Origin of the sequence: Synechococcus sp. A15-24 (assembly GCF_014280195.1) — a bacterium.
Classification (GTDB): Bacteria; Cyanobacteriota; Cyanobacteriia; order PCC-6307; family Cyanobiaceae; genus Parasynechococcus.
The window spans coordinates 286,384-303,493 of sequence record NZ_CP047960.1; the positions used below are offsets into that span (position 1 = coordinate 286,384).

Annotated in this window: 18 protein-coding genes and 1 tRNA gene; 11 read left to right on the forward strand and 8 right to left on the reverse strand. The window is 63.2% G+C overall.

The window, feature by feature from the left end:
• Positions 1–30: 30 nt before the first annotated feature.
• The gene (locus tag SynA1524_RS01405; RefSeq protein ID WP_186498648.1) at positions 31–1,506 is read left to right on the forward strand and encodes a TM0106 family RecB-like putative nuclease; all 1,476 of its coding nucleotides are present in this window, start codon (positions 31–33) and stop codon (positions 1,504–1,506) included.
• On the opposite strand, the gene ygfZ is transcribed toward SynA1524_RS01405, so the two are convergent.
• Positions 1,488–2,285, reverse strand: a complete 798-nt coding sequence (ygfZ, locus tag SynA1524_RS01410; protein ID WP_186498649.1) for a CAF17-like 4Fe-4S cluster assembly/insertion protein YgfZ — start codon at positions 2,283–2,285, stop codon at positions 1,488–1,490. The genes SynA1524_RS01405 and ygfZ overlap by 19 nt on opposite strands.
• Entirely contained in the window at positions 2,282–2,866 is a 585-nt protein-coding gene (pyrE, locus tag SynA1524_RS01415) for an orotate phosphoribosyltransferase (RefSeq protein WP_186498650.1), read from the reverse strand. Before pyrE ends, ygfZ begins: the two co-directional genes overlap by 4 nt.
• Before the next feature lie 207 nt (positions 2,867–3,073).
• Here pyrE and SynA1524_RS13145 point away from each other — a divergent pair, with 207 nt between their 5' ends.
• From SynA1524_RS13145 to SynA1524_RS01435, 5 genes are all read left to right on the forward strand, one after another.
• Positions 3,074–3,232 (forward strand): hypothetical protein, encoded by a 159-nt coding sequence (locus SynA1524_RS13145; RefSeq protein ID WP_353616564.1) that lies wholly within the window; start codon positions 3,074–3,076, stop codon positions 3,230–3,232.
• Positions 3,232–3,462, forward strand: a complete 231-nt coding sequence (locus SynA1524_RS13150; RefSeq protein ID WP_353616565.1) for a hypothetical protein — start codon at positions 3,232–3,234, stop codon at positions 3,460–3,462. Before SynA1524_RS13145 ends, SynA1524_RS13150 begins: the two co-directional genes overlap by 1 nt.
• A gap of 15 nt (positions 3,463–3,477) precedes the next feature.
• Positions 3,478–3,550, forward strand: a tRNA-Ile gene (locus tag SynA1524_RS01425).
• A gap of 13 nt (positions 3,551–3,563) precedes the next feature.
• Positions 3,564–4,847 (forward strand): hemolysin family protein, encoded by a 1,284-nt coding sequence (locus tag SynA1524_RS01430; protein ID WP_186498651.1) that lies wholly within the window; start codon positions 3,564–3,566, stop codon positions 4,845–4,847.
• A gap of 37 nt (positions 4,848–4,884) precedes the next feature.
• Complete coding sequence (locus SynA1524_RS01435) at positions 4,885–5,892, forward strand: Gfo/Idh/MocA family protein (protein WP_186498652.1); 1,008 nt, start codon at positions 4,885–4,887, stop codon at positions 5,890–5,892.
• An 18-nt stretch (positions 5,893–5,910) separates the two neighbouring features.
• Here the strand turns inward: SynA1524_RS01435 and SynA1524_RS01440 are convergent, their stop codons facing one another.
• On the reverse strand, positions 5,911–9,099 hold the full coding sequence (locus SynA1524_RS01440) for a glycoside hydrolase family 15 protein (protein WP_186498653.1): 3,189 nt from the start codon (positions 9,097–9,099) through the stop codon (positions 5,911–5,913).
• A gap of 48 nt (positions 9,100–9,147) precedes the next feature.
• On the opposite strand from SynA1524_RS01440, the gene SynA1524_RS01445 reads away from it, so the two are divergent.
• A complete protein-coding gene (locus SynA1524_RS01445) occupies positions 9,148–9,882 on the forward strand; it encodes a WecB/TagA/CpsF family glycosyltransferase (RefSeq protein WP_186498654.1) in 735 nt (244 codons plus the stop codon).
• Here the strand turns inward: SynA1524_RS01445 and SynA1524_RS01450 are convergent, their stop codons facing one another.
• Both SynA1524_RS01450 and tgt read right to left on the reverse strand, forming a co-directional pair.
• On the reverse strand, positions 9,883–10,026 hold the full coding sequence (locus SynA1524_RS01450; protein WP_186498655.1) for a photosystem II reaction center protein K: 144 nt from the start codon (positions 10,024–10,026) through the stop codon (positions 9,883–9,885).
• A gap of 31 nt (positions 10,027–10,057) precedes the next feature.
• Positions 10,058–11,179, reverse strand: coding sequence for a tRNA guanosine(34) transglycosylase Tgt (gene tgt / locus SynA1524_RS01455; RefSeq protein WP_186498656.1), 1,122 nt, complete (start codon positions 11,177–11,179; stop codon positions 10,058–10,060).
• Positions 11,180–11,208: 29 nt separating this feature from the next.
• Between tgt and SynA1524_RS01460 the strand changes: the two genes are divergently transcribed.
• Positions 11,209–11,970 carry an adenosylcobinamide-GDP ribazoletransferase gene (locus SynA1524_RS01460; protein WP_186498657.1) on the forward strand — a complete coding sequence of 254 codons (762 nt, stop codon included), beginning with the start codon at positions 11,209–11,211 and terminating at the stop codon, positions 11,968–11,970.
• On the opposite strand, the gene SynA1524_RS01465 is transcribed toward SynA1524_RS01460, so the two are convergent.
• Complete coding sequence (locus tag SynA1524_RS01465) at positions 11,939–13,078, reverse strand: sensor histidine kinase (protein ID WP_286188620.1); 1,140 nt, start codon at positions 13,076–13,078, stop codon at positions 11,939–11,941. The genes SynA1524_RS01460 and SynA1524_RS01465 overlap by 32 nt on opposite strands.
• Positions 13,079–13,428: 350 nt before the next feature.
• On the opposite strand from SynA1524_RS01465, the gene SynA1524_RS01470 reads away from it, so the two are divergent.
• Positions 13,429–13,797 carry a DUF3155 domain-containing protein gene (locus SynA1524_RS01470; protein ID WP_186482571.1) on the forward strand — a complete coding sequence of 123 codons (369 nt, stop codon included), beginning with the start codon at positions 13,429–13,431 and terminating at the stop codon, positions 13,795–13,797.
• Between the two features lies 1 nt (position 13,798).
• Here SynA1524_RS01470 and SynA1524_RS01475 read toward each other — a convergent pair whose 3' ends face one another.
• Complete coding sequence (locus SynA1524_RS01475; protein WP_186498658.1) at positions 13,799–14,368, reverse strand: alpha/beta hydrolase; 570 nt, start codon at positions 14,366–14,368, stop codon at positions 13,799–13,801.
• 57 nt (positions 14,369–14,425) lie between these two features.
• Here SynA1524_RS01475 and purH point away from each other — a divergent pair, with 57 nt between their 5' ends.
• Both purH and SynA1524_RS01485 read left to right on the forward strand, forming a co-directional pair.
• Positions 14,426–15,976: a bifunctional phosphoribosylaminoimidazolecarboxamide formyltransferase/IMP cyclohydrolase gene (gene purH / locus SynA1524_RS01480; RefSeq protein ID WP_186498659.1), complete on the forward strand. Its 1,551-nt coding sequence runs from the start codon at positions 14,426–14,428 to the stop codon at positions 15,974–15,976.
• A 53-nt stretch (positions 15,977–16,029) separates the two neighbouring features.
• Positions 16,030–16,488, forward strand: coding sequence for a DUF4079 domain-containing protein (locus SynA1524_RS01485; protein WP_186498660.1), 459 nt, complete (start codon positions 16,030–16,032; stop codon positions 16,486–16,488).
• Positions 16,489–16,496: 8 nt separating this feature from the next.
• Here SynA1524_RS01485 and SynA1524_RS01490 read toward each other — a convergent pair whose 3' ends face one another.
• Positions 16,497–17,105 (reverse strand): DUF1997 domain-containing protein, encoded by a 609-nt coding sequence (locus tag SynA1524_RS01490; protein WP_186498661.1) that lies wholly within the window; start codon positions 17,103–17,105, stop codon positions 16,497–16,499.
• Between the last annotated feature and the right edge of the window lie 5 nt (positions 17,106–17,110).

Below are 17,110 nucleotides of genomic sequence, written 5' to 3' on the forward strand. Positions count from 1 at the left end.
TTTAGCAGTTGGCAGCCGTAAGGTCGGCCCATGGGTGCCACCCCGCCTGCCGACAACGTTCTCACCGACCGGTTGCTGCGGAGCTGGCTGCGTTGTCGCCGCAGGGCCTGGCTGGATCGTCATGGTGATCCAGCCTTACGGCAGTGGACGGCGCACCGCAATCTGATGCTGGACGATCAGCAACGTTGTTTTGTGGCGTTGCTGCCCCAGAAGCCCGGCCGCGGTGAGGCGGCCTGTGCCGAGGGCGCGGATGGCGTTGTTGGACTGCGGTTCAAAGGGAAGGGCCCTGGAGGGGAAGCCCTGGAGGCCCATCCCCCGCTGCTGATGCGGGTGAGCGGTCGCAGCCGCTGGGGAGATTTCGCCTACCAGCCGGTGCTGGCTCGCCAGGGTCGACGCATGACGCGGGAACATCAGCTTCCTCTGGCGCTGATGGCGCTGCTGCTGGAGCAGGAGCAGCAGGCGCCGGTGACGGAGATGCTCGTGGTCGGTGGGGGTGGCCGCCGACTTGAGCGGGATCGGGTTGGTTTGTCCGCCGGACTCCGCAAGCAACTGGCGGATGCGTTGCGCAAGCTGAGGCTGGATCTGCAGCGGGAGGAGCCGCCTGATCTGGCAGCGGATCGCCGTAAGTGCACCCTTTGCAGTTGGCGCCAGGTCTGCAATGGCGTCGCAGCTAGCGAGGGTCACCTCAGCGAAGTGAGCGGTATCGGGGCCAAGCGTCGGGAGATGCTCCAGGAGCTCAACATCCGCGGTCTGGCTGATCTGGCTGCTGCCGATCGGGAGCAGTTGGCCACGGCCATGGAACGCTTCGGGGAACAGCACGGTGACGTCGCCCGCACCCTGGTGGCCCAGGCCCGATGCCAGCGCAGCGGCAAGCCGGAACGGCTCAGCAGCACGCCGGCTCTGCCGGAACTGATTCCTGCCCCGGGGGTGCTGCTGTACGACATCGAGTCAGATCCGGACGCTCGCCATGACTTCCTGCATGGGTTCTGGAGTCTGCCCCGCGGCAGTGATGGACGTTGGGATCTGGCTGCTGCGCGTTATCAGCCGCTGATGGTGTTGGAGGAACACGGTGAGCCCCGCTGCTGGCAGCGCATCGCGCGTTACATCAGTCGATACGACGACTGGCCGGTGCTCCACTACGGCGAAACCGAATCTCTGGCACTGCTGCGCATGGCGCAACGGCAAGGCGTATCAGAGCAGGAGCAGGCTCGGTTGCGGCGGCGATTGGTCGATGTTCATGCCCGAATTCGCCAGAACTGGCGCCTTCCTCTCAATAGCTATGGCCTGAAGTCTGTGGCCTCCTGGCGTGGTTTTCAGTGGGGCCAGAGCGGTGTGGATGGGGCCCATGCCCTGCTGTGGTGGCGCCATTGGCAGGGGGAGGGACCGGAGCGACGCGGCAGTTCCCATGCCCTGCTTTGGATCTTTCAGTACAACCGGGATGATTGCCGTGCCACCTGGGCCGTCGCCGATTGGCTTCGCCATCAGGATCAGGCTGGCGGCTCCTGAAAGGCTGCCGGCTCTGCGAGCTGTACGGTCTGGCCGGTCGGCCCCTCCACGGAGGAGTGATCAAGAAACTGGCGACGCACCAGAGCCAGCCCCAGCGCGGCTCCCGGGTGTGAAAGGGCACTGGTGATGGTGCCGGCCCGGTCGGACCCGACGTTGAGCTGATCACCGGGTTGCAGGGGCTGGTCGCTGCGCCAGCAACGCAGTTGCTGCTTCACCCCTCCCTTGCCAGTGAGTTTCGCCATCGTTTCCTGACCCAGATAACAACCTTTGTCGAGGCTGATCCGCCCTGATAAGCCCAATTCAAGGGGGTTGGTTTCACCGTTCATCTCTGCTGGGCCAGGCGGGAATCCCTGTTGCAGGCGATGGCGTTCCAGCGCATCGCTCTCCAGTTGGGTGGACGCGTTGAGCTCCGCGGGCAACGGCTGGTCCTTGTCGAGCCACAACGCCGGACCCACAGGGTCAAGTCCTTGCACACGCCGCTGACGACGCGATGCATTCAGCCGGACCCGATCGGCGGGAAAAATCACCTGATCGAAGCCGCCTCTGACGGATTCCACATCGCCAGCCAGCACGAGAACATCAGCACCGGTGGCATCAAGTCTTAGTTCCAGCAGAGCGCGAAGCCGGCCCGTGGCCGTGAGCCAGCAACTTTGCTGAAGTTCTCCGTCAACGAGGCCGGAGAGATCAGCTGTTGTCTGCCCTTGCAGAAAATCCCTGGCACCCTTGCCCTCCAGTCGCAGCAGGGGAAAGGCGTCATCCCAGTGGATGGTGGTCGTCATCGGTTGAGCTCCTCGGCGGCGCTGGACACCTCCGACAGGCGGAACAGGCTCACCAATTCCAGGTTCGCAGCAGCCACGGCTGTGGCTCCTCCCTCCTCACGGTCCACGATCGTGATGACCCGTTTGACCACGTAGCCGGCCTTTCGCAGTTGATGAACTGCTTTCAACGATGAGCCACCGGTGGTGACCACGTCCTCCAGAACGGTGATCAATGCGCCCTTCAGTGGCAATGGCCCTTCCAGCCAAGCGCCGGTGCCATGCCCCTTGGCTTGTTTCCGAACGATCAAGGCGTTCAGGGGGCGCTCGACCAGCGCCGCCGCCATCGCGACTCCACTGACCAGCGGATCAGCGCCCAGGGTCAGTCCTGCGACGGCAACGGCCTGAGCGTCGAGATGATCGAGCATGGCGCTGCTGATCAGAGCCAGACCGGATCCGCTCAAGCTGACCGGTTTGCAATTCACGTAGTGCTCGCTCTCCCGTCCGGAGGCCAGCGTGAACTGACCACGGCGGTAGGCCTCCCGCGCCAGACGCTTCAACAGGATGCGTCTGGCGTCGTGGTCGTAGCGGAACGCTGAGGTCATGGACTGGCCGCGCACACGAACAGTTCTTAGTTTGCGCTTAGCCGTGTTGAGCTCTTGGGATCCACAACACAGTTGTCTGCGCCTTGGCGGCTCGGCCTGCTTGTGGTCGGCGTTGCCACAGGCTTAGGGCCCGTTGTTGCGGCAGGCCCTGTGATGTGAACAACAACGCTGGAGGCTCCTGAGCTGTCGTCTGCAGCCACCGAGCCCGTGGAGGTCACCACCTGCGCTCCGGTGGAGACCACCAGTGAGCTGGTGGAGCGTCGCCTCTACACCTGGACCGCTTCTTACGAACGGGGTGTTGATCTGGTGCATCAGACACCGATCTGTTCGGGATCGCCGTCGCAGGTGAGGGGGGTACCCAGCTGATGGGCCTGGGGCTCCCGGATCAGACCATCATCTGGGATGCCGTGGCGACCAGCTCCACCACCCGGGCGCTGCTGGAGGAGCAGAGCTCAGCACTGCCATTGAGAACTCAGGATCTGGCCAACGGTTTCGACAGCAGCCTTGCGTTGGAGAGCATCGGTTCGGAGCAGACCCTGCAGTCCAAACCGGAATTTTTGGAGATCGACAACGCAGCCCTTCAACCCCTGTGGTAACAATCGTGTTGACCTGGGGGTCTAGCAATCTGGTGAATGCAGCGAACTCATAATTCGCCTAAGGCGAGTTCGATCCTCGCGACCCCCATTTCTTTCGACTGATGCGGTTGCCACTGCTGGCCCTGCTTCTGCTGCTGCCGGCTTTCTTCGCTGCCGCTGAAGTCGCTCTTCTGCGACTGCGCCCCAGCCGCGTTGATGTCCTCGTGGAGGAGGGCAAGGCTGGTGCAGCCTCGATTCATCGGCTGCAGCGGCGGTTGCGCCGAGCCCTGATGCTGTCTCAGTTCGGAGCGACATTGGCCCTAGTGGCCCTGGGGTGGGCTGGTCGCGGTCTTGGCCAGCGTCTCTGGCCCGATGGCACCGCAGGGGTGGTTTGGTGGGATGTCGCTCTGTTTCTGGGGCTTGTGCTGCTGGCGACCCTGCTGGCTGGATTGCTGCCCAAGGCCTGGGTGCTCAGTCGTCCGGAACCCGCCGCTCTGCGCCTGGCACCTCTGCTGGAGATGGCGATGCGCTGCCTGTCGCCGCTGCTAAACCTGCTTGAGGGCCTGGCTGCCGTCTTGCTGCGGCTTGTGGGCCTGGCGCCGAAGTGGGATGAACTGGTGCCGGCCCTCTCCGCCGGCGAGCTGGAAACCCTGGTGGAATCTGGGCGCGTCACCGGCTTGTTCCCAGATGAGCGCAACATCCTCGAGGGGGTGTTTGCCTTGCGCGACACCCAGGTCCGCGAAGTGATGGTGCCCAGGTCCGGGATGGTGACGTTGTCGGTGGATGTCCGCTTTGCCGAGATGATGGAGGCCGTGCATCACACACGTCACGCCCGATTCCCAGTGATCGGGCAGTCTCTCGATGACGTGCGCGGCGTCCTGGATCTGCGGAGGATGGCCGAACCGATCGCCCGAGGCGAGCTGCAGGCGGACTCTCCACTGGAGCCCTACCTTCAGCCAGCAGTGCGCGTTCTGGAGACAAGCACCCTGGCGGAGCTGCTGCCGATGATCCGCAGCGGCCAGCCACTGCTGCTGGTGGTCGACGAACACGGCGGCACGGAGGGCTTGGTGACGGCGGCGGATCTCACCGGGGAAATTGTGGGAGATGAGCTGCAGGAAGACCCCAAGGAGCCTGAGCTCCTGCAGGACGACGACCAACCGGGGGCTTGGTTGGCGGCTGGCGATCTTGAAATCTTTGAACTGAACCGGCAGCTAGAGCTTGACCTGCCGGAAGCCGATGATCACCACACCCTGGCTGGGTTCCTGCTGGAACGCTTGCAGCACATTCCCGCCCCTGGAGAGGCCCTGCGTTTCAACGGCGTGCAGTTTGAGATCACCGCCATGGCCGGACCCCGGATTGAACGGGTGCGACTGGTGCTCCCGGATGCGTCCGAAGCAGTGGACTGAAGCCGGATAACCTGCCCGCAATCACCCCGGCTTGTCGATGTCTCCCGACCCCATGCGTCCGGTCAAGGTCGGGGTCATCGGCATTGGAAACATGGGCTGGCATCACGCCAGGGTGCTGAGCCTCCTGAAAGATGCTGATCTTGTGGGTGTGGCTGATCCCGATGGCGATCGCGGTGCCCTGGCGGTGGAGCAATTCGGCTGCCGTTGGTTCGCTGACTACCGCACGATGCTCAGCGAGGTGGAGGCCGTTTGCATTGCCGTGCCGACCCTGCTGCACCATCCAGTCGGCCTGGCCTGCCTGGAAGCCGGTCTGCATGTGTTGATCGAGAAGCCGATCGCTGCCAGTCAGGACGAAGCAACGGCACTGATCAGTGCTGCAAACGACGCCGGCCGTCTGCTGCAGGTGGGTCACATCGAGCGCTTCAACCCCGCCTTCCGTGAGCTCACGAAAGTGGTGGCCAATGAGGAGGTGGTGGTCCTGGAGGGGCGGCGCCACAGCCCCCATGCGGACCGAGCCAACGATGTGTCAGTGGTGCTGGATCTGATGATTCACGACATCGACTTGGTGCTGGAACTGGCTCAGGCGCCGGTGGTGCGGCTCGCCGCCGCCGGAGGTCGCAGTGCCGATGGACCGATCGATTACGTCAACGCGACCCTCGGGTTTGCGAACGGTGTGGTGGCCAGTCTCACGGCCAGCAAGATGAGCCACCGCAAGATCCGCAGCCTCAGTGCGCACTGCCGTTCCAGCTTGGTCGAGACCGATTTCCTGAATCACACCCTGCATATCCACCGCCGCGCCCACGAGTGGTATTCCGCCGATCACGGTGAGTTGCTTTACAGAAACGATGGCTTTATCGAGGAGGTCAGCACCACGTCGATCGAACCTCTCTACGCCGAGCTCGAGCATTTTCTGCAGTGTGTCCGTGGCCGTGAAACGCCCGCTGTTGACGGCCTGCAGGCCTCCAGAGCACTGCGTTTGGCCGATCTGATCGAGCAGGCGGTGGAACATCCCGACATGGGTGTCCCCCTCACCGATCCGATCTAGCGACGCGGACGGCGCCCGTCAGACCAGCCCTTCCTGTTCAGCCAGTTCCCGCAGAGCCGCCACCTGCCAGCGGCGGCAGTCACCAGGAGATGCGGCATAGAACTGCCCCCAGGCTCGGGCTTTGTGCTGGCTATAGCTGGCGGCGCTCAGCGAGGGATGCGTCTGTTGCCAGCCCACACGCACGGAGTGGCCAATCACCACATCCAACGCCAGGTCGTCATCGAAGTGCACCTCCGGGTTGGCTTCCACGAAGGCCATCAGAGACAAGAGGCACTCCGTACAGAGCTGTCGATATTCCGGCGCCTGGATTCGGCTGAGCAGATGCTCCACCAACGTGGCGAAGTTCTTTTCCCCCGCAGTTTTCTCGAGGATCAGGCGGCTGTTCAGTCGATTGCGGCGTTCCAGCTTGTCGCCGACCACCAGGCCGCGGCAGTGGTGCAACAACGACCAGATGCCGGCATAAAAATCCCTGGGCACCTTCTGCAGTGAACCAAGACGGATGCGGTGCTGCAGCCAGTCGCCGCCGCTGGGGGGCTGGTCAATGGGATCCGGCACCTTCCACTGCACCCGGCCGGTGACATGCAGCTGCTCACCGCGCTGCAGGGCAGCCCTGGCATGTTCAACATCGCTGAGGAGTTGTCGCAGCCGATCCCGGATCCGATGCGGTGAGCTGCTGCACAACGCTTCAAAGGCCTCGTCCTGGCTGAGCTGATCCTCTGCCGCCAGTTCAGAGGTGAGCAGCAGCAGCAGTTGACTGAGCTGCAGGGTGAGGATCCCTTTCAGCAGCCCGGGATCGCGCCGGGCCACGCCGTCCAGGGCCAGCAGCAGCTCCTGCTCAAGCATCCGCTCGCGTCCGTCCACCCCGCTGGTGCGTGCGATCCGTTCGGCGATGGCGCTGCTGTCTAGGGGGTGGCTGAGCCGTGCATCAGCGGTGTAGTTGCGGCCCACGACCACCTGTTTCTGACGCACCAGCAGATCGGTCAGGGCATCCTCCAGTTGGGGATGGACCATGCCCATCGCACCGGCGCAGCGCCGCACCACACTCCAGTCCTGGCAGCGCAGTCCGCGGTGGTACACCTCCTCCAGCAACTGCTGAATCGTCACGCTGCGGCCGTGCGGACTGGTTTCAAGGGCCTTGGCTCCGAAGCGGCGTTGCAGCAGGTCCAGAACGTCGGCCTGTTCATGCAGCGACTGGGTGTTCCACAACCTCCTCCGCAGGACGTCCGCGTCGGTTTCGTCGAGCTCCTGTTCTTCAGCGGCCGTGAGATCGCGGAGGTCGGTGGCGTCCTGTAGCAGAGAGGATCGGCTCGGCTCCAGGGCCGTCGGCTCAGTGTCGGCCCCCCCCTCTCGCAGGGTCACCCAACTGGCCTGAATGGCCAGCTGTTTCAGTTGGTCGAACTGCACAGGGATGTCCCCGATGCGGCCGCTGAGCAGCGTTTGTCCCAGCTGCAGGAACACCTCGGGATGATGCTGGAAGGATTCATCGCTGACGGGGATCAACAGCAGCGGCAGCCCGGGACCACGCCAGTGACGCTTCAACAGATGGAGTTCATCCACCACGCTGTCCTCCAACTGAAGCGGGTCATCGGCCAGGTAGCTGATGCCGTCCTCCAGCACCGCCGTCGTGAAGGCCAGGGTCTGTTCCCCCAGGCGGTACAGCCGTGCGGTGTCTTCGGTTTCGGTGCGCTGCACCGGTTTGCCACTCAGGCCGAGCCTCGGATTGGCCCCGATAGAGCTCCACCGGGTTGCCAGGGCATCCGAGGGCTGGATTGTGATCCCATCACCACTGTCCAGCGGTAGGCCGGCATCGATCAGGGCCTGCCTGACGAAGGTTGTCTCTGCAGCGAAGGCCACCAGCACGGCATCAGCTCCGAGCGCCATGGCCTGTCGCCGCTCGCACGGATCAAGATCCTCTGGGGTGATCAACCCCTCCAGCAGCATTTCGCCCAGCCAGGCCAGGCTTTGCGTCCAGATCAGGGGGAGATTGCTGTTGGCCTGGCGAGGTTGGCTGCCGGGCTGTCTCCGTTCCGCTTCGACCCGATCAGCGGCCACCTGATACAGCTCGGGGTAAAGCGCTTCCCCATCCCGATGCACGGCCAGGGTTGTCAGCTTGTCCTGCCAGGAGCGGGCATCCTGCCAGCGTTCCTCGCAGCAGGCGGTGACCAGTTCAAAGGCCAGAAACAGCGGCCATTCCGATTCGATCCCTTCGAACTGGGCGAGCTCCTCCGGTTCGTAGTGAAGACGATTGATGTCTTCCACGGCGGTTTGATGGCCATCCCGGAGAAAGCGTTTGTAGCCATAGGTGCCTCCCAGTTCCCGTCGCACCCGGCGCAGGGTCCGCTGCAACAGGTCCTGGTTTTCGATGGCCCAGGCCGGGAAGCCCACCACCGACAGGCAAGCGCTGTCGGCTTCCTTGCTGGCGGATTCCCGCGGCAGCAGGCTTTCGAGCGCCCGCCGCAGACGAACCACAGCTCCCTGGGGGATGAGCAGTTGGCACGTCCCATCGCCGTGGACTTCGAAGAGGTCGAGGCCTTCCAGGGCCTCCAGAGCGGCTTTCGCCATGCCGATGGAGCTGGAATTGCGTTCGGGCAAGCCGTTGTTGCCTTTGTCGCCCCGTTCCCAGATGCCGTAATCAGGGGTTCGATACGCCCGGGCGACGTAATACACGAGGTTCTGAATGAAATCCACCTCATCCCGGCTCTGGATCACGGTGCAGCCACCGCGGGTGAGTTGAGCCAGCTGGAGCAGAAACAGGGAGGTGGCATCGAGTTGCAGATGTCCCCAGGCGTCATCCGCCACCACCGGATCACCGCTGCTGCTGTCGTACTTCGCGTGCAGAGCGTCGAGAGGATCGAGGCTCACTTTGAAGCGCTCCACCTTCCCGGCCTGGCGGAGCATGGCTCGCAGCAACCCCCGCATCAGCGCGATCACCCGTTGCTCGAGCTCCCAGGCCCGCCGGTCGTGGGCTCCATGGCGGCGACGGTGGGCCATGGCCAGAGCCCAGACGCACTGCACGGAGTAGACACAGTCCCGCACCCAGGCATCGCCGTAGTTGCCGTGAACCGTGTGGGCGGTGCTGGCGGGCAGCAAACCACTAATTGGGTCCTGGCGTTGCAGCACCACCTGCTCAATCGAATGATCGAGCCGAGCCAGGACTGAATCGCGATGATCTTGATCCTGTTGGGTCTGTGTTGCCGTCACCACCATGACCCGTCTTGTCGCCGCTTTTAAATTCTCCAATGCAGCCCTTCGGCGATGGACTCAGTTACAACCACTCCAGACGATCGCCGCCGGTGCCGGGTTCTCGGAATCCCCGTGGATGCCTGCCGTGATGTTCAGGCAGCTGCCATCGGGCTGCACGCCCGTGGTGGTGGTCGCATCGTCACCCTCAACGCTGAGATGACGATGACGGCTCGCAGCTTGCCGGAGCTTGGCCACGCCATCGAGGGGGCAGACCTGGTGATCCCTGATGGTGCTGGAGTGGTTTGGGCGCTGGCCCGGCAACGGGTCAGCGTGGTGAAGACCGCCGGCATCGAACTGGCCTGGACGCTCCTCGAATACGCCGCAGCGCACAGCTGGAGAGTGGCTCTCGTGGGCGCAGCGCCTGCTGTGATGGACAGCCTTCGTAAATCGCTGCCCCAACGCATTCCAGGCCTGAACCTAGTCATGGCAGTGGATGGCTACCAGGCTGCAGATGCCTGGGATGGCGTCGAAGCCGAACTCCATCAGCTCAATCCCGATCTGGTCTTGGTTGCCCTGGGTGTTCCTCGTCAGGAAACCTGGTCGGAACGGTTGAGTGAAAGCCGAGCAGGACTCTGGATGGGGGTCGGCGGCAGCTTCGATGTCTGGGCTGGCGTCAAGAGGCGAGCTCCGGCATGGATGTGCCGCTATCGCATTGAGTGGCTGTATCGCCTGATTCAGGAGCCCAGTCGCTGGAGGCGAATGCTGTCTCTGCCTGCCTTCGCCTGGGCTGTCTTGCGGGGTGGCTGATCAGCGGAAACCAACGGAGGCCTGCCAGACAAAGGCCAGAAGCAGGAAGAAGACCGGGATCAGCGGAAGGATGTCGATCAACGGTGAGAAGGCCTGATAGGCCTCGGGCAGCTGTGCCAGCAGGTCGTGGGTGAAGGCGGCCATCCCTAGTATTCAAAAGGCGTTGGGCTGGACGCTACCACGTGTGATGGGCTGGTGAGTCCGGCTCCCAGGGAGCGAAATCCTCTGAAAAGCAGCCATCCCGGATTGCCTTGGATATCGCAGTGGTGAAGCGCAGGAGATGGGTGATGTTGTGGAGGCTCAGCAGGGTGAGTCCGAGCAATTCCTCACTGCGGATCAGATGGTTCAGGTATGCCCTGGTATGCCCTCCGCTGCATGTGGGACAGGGGCAGGACGGGTCCAGGGGTGTGTGGTCATGGCGGAAACGCGCATTGCGCAGGTTCCAGCGTTCACCACCTACGAGGGCTGTGCCATGACGGCCGAGCCGGGTGGGGAGAACGCAATCGAAGAGGTCGATGCCGCTGGCCACGGCCACGGCCATCTCCCGCAATGTGCCGATGCCCATCAAGTAGCGCGGTTTGTGTGTCGGGAGCAGCGGTGTGACGTCTCGCACGATCCGGTGCATCTCCTCCACCGGTTCGCCCACGCTGACCCCACCAACAGCAATTCCCGGCAGGTCGAAATCGGCGACGGCCCGCGCACTCTCCCGGCGCAAATGGGGAAAACATCCGCCCTGCACGATGCCGAAAAGGGCCTGGTTGTCGCGGCTGTGGGCTTCGACGCAGCGGGCCAGCCAGGCATGGGTGCGCCGGCAGGCATCGATTACATCGTTTTCGGTGGCCGTATAAGGAGGGCACTGATCAAAGGCCATCGCTACGTCAGCCCCGAGGGCCATCTGAATCTGCGTGGCGTGCTCCGGGGTCATGTCGATGATCCGGCCGTCCCGGGGGTTGCGGAAGACAACGCCGCGGTCATCGATTTTGTTCAGGTCTCCAAGGCTGAACACCTGAAAGCCGCCGGAGTCGGTGAGCATCGGACCGTCCCACCCCATAAAACGGTGCAACCCCCCGGCGGCCGCAACGATCTCCTCGCCGGGCTGAAGGTGCAGGTGATAAGTGTTGGACAGAACCATCTGTGCCCCGGTGCGGGCGAGCTGGTCCGTGCTGATCCCTTTGACAGTGGCCAGGGTGCCAACGGGCATGAAGCGGGGCGTGTGCACCGGTCCATGGGGTGTGTGAAAACAGCCGCAGCGGGCAGCGGTGTTGGCGCAATGGGCGCTGATCTCGAAGCCGAACAAGGCAAGGACCCCCCTGTCTCGACCCTACGGTGAGACCAGGACCGTGCAACAGAGCCATCGCCCGGAGCGTTTCCCCCTGGTTGTCCGATCTGGCGGGGGCCTGGATCTTCTACAGCGTCCTGCCTGCCTGGCCTTGGCCGTCACCCCGGTTTCAACGCATTGCCCGATTCGCCTCCTGGATCGGTTTGGTGATCGGTGCGATACAGGCGCTGCTCTGCTGGGGACTGCTTCAGCTCGGCTGGACCATGAGCGCTGCGGCGCCCATGGTGATCGCCCTCGGCATCTGGCTCAGCGGCGGGCTGCATCACGACGGAGTGATGGACACGGCAGATGGTCTGGCCGCTGGCCCGGAGCGTTGTCTTGAGGCGATGGAGGACAGCCGTGTGGGGGCCAGCGGTGTGCTGGCCCTGGTCATAGTGCTGATGCTGCAGCTGGGCGCTTTGGTCCAGCTCGGTTCGGCCGCGCCAGCGGCCCTGGTGACGGTCGGTGTCTGGAGCCGTGTGGCACCGCTCTGGGCGATGGCCCGATTTCCTTATTTACGCCGCGACGGTACGGCCGGCTTTCATCGCCGCCATGGACGCCCCCGCTGGGATGCCCTCCCCAGCGGAGTTGTGCTGCTGATTCTCTGCCTGGTGCTGAATCCGGTGATGCTGTTAGCCGGGGCTCCCGTTGCGCTGGTGGTCGCAGAGGGCCTCGGTCGGCGCCTGGGGGGGCACACCGGCGATAGTTATGGCGCCGTCCTGGTGCTGACGGAAACGTTCACGTTGGTGCTTCTGGCTCTGACCAGGTGAGATGGAAGGCATTCCCTTGCTGGGGAAGCTCTGCCGCTAAGCAAGACGGCTCAACGCAGAGCTCAAGAGTCCCGCCATCGTTTTCTGCCAGCTGACGGGCCAGGGCGAGCCCGAGTCCGGTGCCCGGACGGTCACGACCCCGCTGGCCCCGCACCCCTTCCTGGAAAATCGCGTCTCGTTCATCGGCGTCGATCGGCGGGCCTTCATCCCAGATGCACAGACCATCGGGCAGAGCCATCAGACCAATGGCCGACCCCGAGGGGCTGTAGCGGAAAGCATTTTCAAGAAGGTTGGCCACGATCTCCGCTGTGGCTGCGACCCGTGCCGATTCAGTGGCCCAGGCGGGCCAGTTGTCAGGCCCATGCCAAGGCCGCCCTTGCAGCGTGGCCATGGCCTTGGCCCGCTCGATCAAGGGCATCAACTGCTGTTGAAGGCTGGTGCCCACAGCACTGCTGTCCGGGGGAAGCATCAAGGGGGCAGGCTCCGGCTGACGTCCACTCAGGGCCGGTTGGCCGATGCTGTCGAGGGCATTGACGTAGCGATTGAGCTGGTTCTGCTCCGCCAGCATTCCCTCAACAAGTGGTCGATGTTCGCTGCTGCTCTCCAGACGCCGCAGCAGCAACTGGGCGTAGGTCCGCAGCGCTGACAGGGGATTCCGCAGCTGATGAACCATGGTGCGCAGCTGGGACTGCTTTTGTTCCAGGGCGTTGCGCAGCTGAAGGCATTCGATATCTCGCGCCAACCCATGACTGAGGGCAGCGGCGGTATCGCGCAGTTGCTGGTCCCGTTGCGGGTCCCACGCTTCGGCGGGGACAAGATCGGCGCGCAGGGCCCCAAGGATCAGTTCCCCATCGCGTAGGGGGTACCAGCGGCGTTCCTGAGCTGGACGCCTCAGCTCGGGATCGGCATCGGCGGGGGGGAGTGTTCGTTCAGCAGCCGAGAGCTGTCGAATCAGAACAAGGGGTGGTTGGTCCTTGTCTCCTGCCTGGCTGAAATAAAGGGCGAGATGCTGGAAGCAGCGGTTGCGGTTCAGTTGCTCCAGCTGTTGATCCGCAAAAGTCAGGAACGGTTCCGTCAGCTGCAATGGGCCTGGTGGGCGGATGGACACAGAACCAAGGAGCAATGATTAAGGGGACTTGAAAATTCTGGGAAAAGTCTTAAGATCCATTTATTGACCGAGGCGATGTTCGTCAAGAGCAGACGCCCGCCAACCCTTGTATCGGTTGCATTTCTGATGCGACCAAAGTTACAGCAGAGGCTGAAGCGTTCTCTGCTGGGTGCCGAATCCGGCATTGCTTTGGTGTTGGTGTTCTTTTGATGGTTGTGGGTCGTCCGCAGCCGTTGCATGACGCGGTCTGCAGACGCCCCTGCGTCGACCAGCCCCAGGTAATGACGGAGGGTTTCGGCCTCTCCGGTCCCCTTCTCTCTTCCTTTATTCACGTTCACCGGAGCTCGACCATGTCCAAGAAGCGCAAGCGCATCAGCCGCCGTCGTCTGGCTGGCCAACGGGTCCTTGCCCATGTGTCCACCCATCATCTGGAAACCGGTGAGTACAAGCCTGTGACGGCTGCACGTCGGTACATCGCTGAGGCCGGTTTGGTGCCTCCTGCGTTGCTCAACGTGCGACGCAATGAGCACACCACCGATCGCTTCTTCTGGGGCGAAAAGGGACTGTTCAGCGCCCAGTACGCCGAAGAGAATCACTTCCTCTTCCCGTCCTTGCGCACCATCGTCGATTCGATCGGTGAAGACACCTTGTTTGAGGGTCTCGATCTCGCTGCCGACGATTGGGAGGAGATGGAAGAGTACGAATACGCGTTCGTTTGAATCAGGATCCTTTCAAGACCCTCTTTAGAAACGTCAGCATCGGTTGCACCATCTCTTCAGGGATGGTGTGACCGTTGTCGAATGAGATGGTTTCACAGCGGTCGGATCGGAGCCGTTCAGTGATGCCGTCCATGGCTGTTGCAGGGACGATCGTGTCCTGCCGGCCGTGCATCACCAGAACTGGCGGGTGTTCATCCGCTGGCTGCCAGTTTGGGTGGGGATAGCCACTGCAGGAGATCACACCCGCCAGGGGCAGGCTGCAACCGCTGCTAAGCGCCATGGCGCCCCCCTGGGAAAATCCGAGCAGCACCGTGAGTTCCATCGACGGCCCATGACGGGTGATTGCCTTCAGGCGCTCCTGAAGCGCCTCGACGGCTGCTGGGACGGCATCCCAGTCGGCGGGGAAAAGGCCATACCACTGGCGGCCAGGGGGCTGGGGGTGGAGGTAGGGAGCCGCCAGCGCCACCACCTCCAGAGGAAGATTGATGGCGGCCGCGAGTGATCGTCCAAGGGGTTCCAGATCATCCGACGTGGCCCCCCAGCCGTGAAGCAACACCAGGCGGCTGTTCATTCGATCCCCCGTAACCCTGCTGCGTAGTTTGGCTCAGGACCCAGTCGTCACGAATCCATGGCTCCTTTTGCGCTGCTGAGCGTGTCCGATAAAAACGGCGTTGCGGCGCTGGCGGAGGCGTTGCATCGCACCCATGGTTATGCGCTTCTGTCCAGTGGTGGGACCGCCAAGGTTCTGGAAGATGCCGGACTTCCGGTGACCCGTGTGTCCGAGCACACCGGCGCACCGGAGATTCTCGGCGGACGGGTGAAGACCCTGCATCCGAGGGTGCACGGCGGCATCCTCGCCAAACGCGGTGATGACTCCCATCAGGCTGATCTGGAGCAGCAGGGCATCCCCGCCATTGATCTCGTGGTGGTGAACCTGTACCCGTTCCGGGAAACGGTGGCCCGAGCGGAATTCACCTGGGATCAGGCGATCGAAAACATCGATATCGGAGGTCCGGCGATGGTCCGGGCCGCTGCCAAAAATCATGCTGATGTGGCGGTGCTCACCAGCCCGGATCAGTACACATCTGTGCTGGCGGCCATGGCGGAATCGGCCGGTCGTGTGCCTGCGGACCTACGCCGCCGGCTGGCCCTCGAAGCGTTTCAGCACACCGCGGCCTACGACACCGCCATCAGCCGTTGGATGGCTGGCGAGGTTGAGCTTGAGAGCAGCCCCTGGCTGGAGGCAGTACCGCTTCGCCAGACCTTGCGTTATGGGGAGAACCCACACCAGAAGGCACGCTGGTTCAGCCATCCCCGTCAGGGATGGGGAGGAGCGATTCAGCTGCAGGGCAAGGAGCTCAGCACCAACAACCTGTTGGATCTGGAGGCAGCTCTGGCGACGGTTCGTGAGTTTGGTTACGGCCCAAACGCCGTCGGCCCCGCCGCTGTGGTGGTGAAGCACACCAACCCCTGTGGTGTGGCCGTGGGACCGGTGGTGGCTTCCGCGCTGACGAGCGCGCTGGATGCGGATCGCGTCAGTGCGTTCGGCGGCATCGTGGCGATCAACGGAACCGTGGAGGCCGCCGCAGCCCGTGAGCTCACCGGGTTGTTCCTGGAATGCGTCGTGGCCCCATCCTTCTCCCCGGAAGCCAGGGAAATCCTGGCCGCCAAGGCCAATCTCCGGCTGCTGGAGCTGTCGCCGGATGCGATCGCTGCTGCTGGTCCAGATCACGTCCGCAGCATCCTCGGGGGACTGCTGGTGCAGGACCTCGATGATCAAGCGATGACCCCTGATCAGTGGACGGTGGCAACCAAGAGGCCTCCCACCGCTCAGGAGAAGCAGGATCTTGAGTTCGCCTGGCGCCTTGTGCGGCATGTGCGCTCCAACGCCATTGTTGTGGCAAGAGATGGTCAGAGCCTCGGGGTCGGCGCCGGTCAGATGAATCGCGTGGGCTCAGCGCGGATTGCCCTGGAGGCGGCAGCTGAGAAAGCCCAGGGAGCAGTGCTGGCCAGTGACGGATTCTTTCCCTTCGATGACACCGTTCGCCTGGCGGCTAGCCATGGCATCACAGCCGTGATTCATCCCGGAGGCAGCCTTCGGGACGGGGAGTCGGTCAAGGCCTGCGATGAACTGGGTCTGGCCATGCTGCTCACCGGCCGCCGCCATTTTCTGCACTGAGGCGGACTGGGCCCGTCGACCCCTAGCCTCGTTTCCACAACGAGTCACGTCCGATGCTGGCCACCCTGCCTTTCAGCCTGAATTTCGTGCACCCCCTCACCGAATGGGGCCTGTTGGCCATGGGTGGCTGGGCGCTTTACCTGGGAATCAAGGCGAAGAAAACCCGCACCGGGACGCCAGAGCAGCGCAAAGAACTGGTCAAGGGGAAATTCGCTCTGCGCCACTACCTCTGGGGAAGCATCCTGCTGGCGGTGATGACCGTTGGCACCCTTGGCGGCATGGCCGTGACCTATCTGAACAACGGCAAGTTGTTCGTCGGACCTCACCTGCTGGTGGGTCTGGCCATGACGGGGATGATCGCCGTAGCGGCTTCTCTGTCCCCGCTGATGCAACGGGGCAACATGATCGCGCGCAAGGCCCATGTCGGCTTGAACATGGGCACGCTCACCCTGTTTCTCTGGCAGGCGGTCAGCGGCATGGAGATCGTCAACAAGATCTGGGCTAACCGCTGATCTTGGCGTCAGAACGCTGCCCGTCGACGAGGCGGGCAGTTGAGCCCATAGCTGGCGTGAAAGTCCTCCTGAACCTTCCAGGTCAGCCGTCTTGAAATCTGACGGACGATCTGGCGCAGCAGGTGATCGCCACTGGATTGCACCAGTTGTTCCGGAAGCATGGTGATCACCTTCGGGAGTCGTATCCAGACGCTGAGATCGAGATCCCAGTTCACGGATGTCGTCGATTCCTGGTCGATCAACTGCATGGACGCTTGAAAGTCCACGTCGTAGTGGTCGCGTAAGTCGAGCGACTGCGGAACGGTCCGAACGGTTTCGATGCGATACAGCTGTTCATCCTCTGGCAGCAGACGCAGCGCGATGGTCGGCTCCACCTCAAAACCGAAGTTGCCGAAGCGTCCGAGCGTCAGCGCATAGGACTGGTGGTCAAGCGCCGAAACCTGCATCGGTTTGGCACAGCGCTCGAACCAACTCTGGTGACCATTCAGATAAGACACGACCTGCCTGGTGGGCGCCAGCATCTCCATCTGATCGGAGAAGCCGCTGCGGTAGCAACGCACCTGCGGGTCCGAACCATGGAGCAGGTTGTCGGGATCAGAGCGCGACAAGAGCAGCACAGAGC

Bases quoted from the DNA above. Each gene is read 5' to 3' on its own strand.
- pyrE (WP_186498650.1), bottom strand. From the start codon at position 2,866: ATGACCTCAGCGTTCCGCTACGACCACGACGCCAGACGCATCCTGTTG.
- SynA1524_RS01405 (WP_186498648.1), top strand. From the start codon at position 31: ATGGGTGCCACCCCGCCTGCCGACAACGTTCTCACCGACCGGTTGCTG.
- SynA1524_RS13150 (WP_353616565.1), top strand. From the start codon at position 3,232: ATGGGCCTGGGGCTCCCGGATCAGACCATCATCTGGGATGCCGTGGCG.
- SynA1524_RS01435 (WP_186498652.1), top strand. From the start codon at position 4,885: ATGTCTCCCGACCCCATGCGTCCGGTCAAGGTCGGGGTCATCGGCATT.
- SynA1524_RS01440 (WP_186498653.1), bottom strand. From the start codon at position 9,099: ATGGTGGTGACGGCAACACAGACCCAACAGGATCAAGATCATCGCGAT.
- ygfZ (WP_186498649.1), bottom strand. From the start codon at position 2,285: ATGACGACCACCATCCACTGGGATGACGCCTTTCCCCTGCTGCGACTG.
- SynA1524_RS01450 (WP_186498655.1), bottom strand. From the start codon at position 10,026: ATGGCCGCCTTCACCCACGACCTGCTGGCACAGCTGCCCGAGGCCTAT.
- SynA1524_RS01470 (WP_186482571.1), top strand. From the start codon at position 13,429: ATGTCCAAGAAGCGCAAGCGCATCAGCCGCCGTCGTCTGGCTGGCCAA.
- SynA1524_RS01430 (WP_186498651.1), top strand. From the start codon at position 3,564: ATGCGGTTGCCACTGCTGGCCCTGCTTCTGCTGCTGCCGGCTTTCTTC.
- SynA1524_RS01445 (WP_186498654.1), top strand. From the start codon at position 9,148: ATGGACTCAGTTACAACCACTCCAGACGATCGCCGCCGGTGCCGGGTT.
- SynA1524_RS01485 (WP_186498660.1), top strand. From the start codon at position 16,030: ATGCTGGCCACCCTGCCTTTCAGCCTGAATTTCGTGCACCCCCTCACC.
- purH (WP_186498659.1), top strand. From the start codon at position 14,426: ATGGCTCCTTTTGCGCTGCTGAGCGTGTCCGATAAAAACGGCGTTGCG.
- SynA1524_RS01475 (WP_186498658.1), bottom strand. From the start codon at position 14,368: ATGAACAGCCGCCTGGTGTTGCTTCACGGCTGGGGGGCCACGTCGGAT.